Origin of the sequence: Variovorax sp. YR266, from assembly GCF_900107295.1 — a bacterium.
Taxonomy (GTDB): domain Bacteria; phylum Pseudomonadota; class Gammaproteobacteria; order Burkholderiales; family Burkholderiaceae_C; genus Variovorax.
Window position 1 is genome coordinate 2,501 of the sequence record NZ_FNPM01000034.1, and the last position, 3,394, is coordinate 5,894.

General features: G+C 49.9%; 2 rRNA genes. Both read left to right on the top strand.

The annotated features are described in order from the left end of the window. Window positions 1–230: 230 nt before the first annotated feature. Window positions 231–3,103 (top strand): 23S ribosomal RNA (locus BLW48_RS34720). Window positions 3,104–3,231: 128 nt separating this feature from the next. Continuing rightward, window positions 3,232–3,344 (top strand): 5S ribosomal RNA (rrf, locus tag BLW48_RS34725). Window positions 3,345–3,394 lie beyond the last annotated feature (50 nt).

Consider the following 3,394-nt stretch of genomic DNA (forward strand, 5'->3'; position numbering starts at 1 on the left):
GTTCTTTAAAAATTCATAGAGTCGAATCAGCGTTGCTGATGGAAACTGCACATTCGTAAAGGTTTAGTGCAGACCGTGCCATCAGCAACATAGAATTTTTGATTGCGTCAAAAGAAACTTCAATTTCGAGTCAAATCGAATTTTGAATGTAACGGCATAACGCGCCAGGTGAAAGACCTGGCAATTCCTTGATTGACTTTAGTTTCCGTGAGGAAACGTCAAAGTTATAGGGTCAAGTGAATAAGAGCACGTGGTGGATGCCTTGGCAATGATAGGCGACGAAGGACGTGATAGCCTGCGATAAGCTTCGGGGAGCTGGCAAATTAGCTTTGATCCGGAGATTTCCGAATGGGGAAACCCACCGAAAGGTATCGCATGATGAATACATAGTCATGCGAGGCGAACCGGGTGAACTGAAACATCTCAGTAGCTCGAGGAAAAGACATCAACCGAGATTCCGAAAGTAGTGGCGAGCGAAATCGGAGAAGCCTGTTAGTGATAGCACAAGACATAACGGAACAGCTTGGAAAGGCTGGCCATAGCGGGTGATAGCCCCGTACGTGAAATGACCTGTGTGGTACTGAGCTAACGACAAGTAGGGCGGGACACGAGAAATCCTGTCTGAATATGGGGGGACCATCCTCCAAGGCTAAATACTCATCATTGACCGATAGTGAACTAGTACCGTGAGGGAAAGGCGAAAAGAACCCCGGGAGGGGAGTGAAATAGATCCTGAAACCGCGTGCTTACAAAAAGTAGGAGCCTCGTAAGGGGTGACTGCGTACCTTTTGTATAATGGGTCAGCGACTTACATTCAGTGGCAAGGTTAACCGAATAGGGAAGCCGTAGAGAAATCGAGTCCGAATAGGGCGATCAGTCGCTGGGTGTAGACCCGAAACCAAGTGATCTATCCATGGCCAGGATGAAGGTGCCGTAACAGGTACTGGAGGTCCGAACCGACTAGTGTTGCAAAACTAGCGGATGAGCTGTGGATAGGGGTGAAAGGCTAAACAAACTTGGAAATAGCTGGTTCTCTCCGAAAACTATTTAGGTAGTGCCTCAAGTATTACCATCGGGGGTAGAGCACTGTTTTGGCTAGGGGGTCATGGCGACTTACCAAACCAAGGCAAACTCCGAATACCGATGAGTACAGCTTGGGAGACAGAGCACCGGGTGCTAACGTCCGGACTCAAGAGGGAAACAACCCAGACCGCCAGCTAAGGTCCCTAAAATTGGCTAAGTGGGAAACGAAGTGGGAAGGCTAAAACAGTCAGGATGTTGGCTTAGAAGCAGCCATCATTTAAAGAAAGCGTAATAGCTCACTGATCGAGTCGTCCTGCGCGGAAGATGTAACGGGGCTAAGCCAGTTACCGAAGCTGCGGATTTGCAATTTATTGCAAGTGGTAGGAGAGCGTTCTGTAAGCCTGTGAAGGTGCGTTGTAAAGCGTGCTGGAGGTATCAGAAGTGCGAATGCTGACATGAGTAGCGTTAAAGGGGGTGAAAAGCCCCCTCGCCGTAAGCGCAAGGTTTTCTACGCAACGTTCATCGGCGTAGAGTGAGTCGGCCCCTAAGGCGAGGCAGAGATGCGTAGCTGATGGGAAACAGGTCAATATTCCTGTACCGATATATAGTGCGATGTGGGGACGGATCTTAATAGGTCATCCGGGTGTTGGATATCCCGGTTTAGTTGGATGTAGGCGTGCATTAGGCAAATCCGGTGCACATATACCGAGGCCAACGATCGAGCCAGCTTGCTGGTGAAGTGACTGAACGAGGTTCCAGGAAAAGCCACTAAGCTTCAGCTATATACGACCGTACCGCAAACCGACACTGGTGCGCGAGATGAGTATTCTAAGGCGCTTGAGAGAACTCAGGAGAAGGAACTCGGCAAATTGACACCGTAACTTCGGAAGAAGGTGTGCCCTATTAGTGTGAAGTGAACAACGGAGCATGAATGGGTTGCAAAAAATCGGTGGCTGCGACTGTTTATTAAAAACACAGCACTCTGCAAACACGAAAGTGGACGTATAGGGTGTGACGCCTGCCCGGTGCTGGAAGATTAAATGATGGGGTGCAAGCTCTTGATTGAAGTCCCAGTAAACGGCGGCCGTAACTATAACGGTCCTAAGGTAGCGAAATTCCTTGTCGGGTAAGTTCCGACCTGCACGAATGGCGTAACGATGGCCACACTGTCTCCTCCTGAGACTCAGCGAAGTTGAAATGTTTGTGATGATGCAATCTCCCCGCGGAAAGACGGAAAGACCCCATGAACCTTTACTGTAGCTTTGTATTGGACTTTGAACAGATCTGTGTAGGATAGGTGGGAGGCTTTGAAGCAGGGTCGCTAGATCTTGTGGAGCCAACGTTGAAATACCACCCTGGTGTGTTTGAGGTTCTAACCTAGGTCCATTATCTGGATCGGGGACAGTGCATGGTAGGCAGTTTGACTGGGGCGGTCTCCTCCCAAAGCGTAACGGAGGAGTTCGAAGGTACGCTAGTTACGGTCGGACATCGTGACGATAGTGCAATGGCATAAGCGTGCTTAACTGCGAGACTGACAAGTCGAGCAGATGCGAAAGCAGGACATAGTGATCCGGTGGTTCTGTATGGAAGGGCCATCGCTCAACGGATAAAAGGTACTCTGGGGATAACAGGCTGATACCGCCCAAGAGTTCATATCGACGGCGGTGTTTGGCACCTCGATGTCGGCTCATCTCATCCTGGGGCTGTAGCCGGTCCCAAGGGTATGGCTGTTCGCCATTTAAAGAGGTACGTGAGCTGGGTTTAAAACGTCGTGAGACAGTTTGGTCCCTATCTTCCGTGGGCGCTGCAGATTTGAGGAAGCCTGCTCCTAGTACGAGAGGACCGGAGTGGACACACCTCTGGTGTATCGGTTGTCACGCCAGTGGCATTGCCGAGTAGCTAAGTGTGGAAGAGATAACCGCTGAAAGCATCTAAGCGGGAAACTCGTTTCAAGATGAGATCTGCCGGGGCCTTGAGCCCCCTAAAGAGTCGTTCAAGACCAGGACGTTGATAGGTCAGGTGTGGAAGCGCAGTAATGCGTTAAGCTAACTGATACTAATTGCTCGTGCGGCTTGACCCTATAACTTTGATCAGTCTGATCAAGGTGTTATGCCAAGTTGACGCATTCAAAACAATTCGCCAAAAGCTGATTCCAAACTCTATGAATTCGTTTGATTGATCGCGTGATCAGTCAGACAACTCTTTATGCCTGATGACCATAGCGACGTGGTACCACTCCTTCCCATCCCGAACAGGACAGTGAAACGCGTCAGCGCCGATGATAGTGCGGGTTCCCGTGTGAAAGTAGGTCATCGTCAGGCTCTTACAGCCCAGAAACCCCCAGTCAGAAATGACTGGGGGTTTTTGCTTT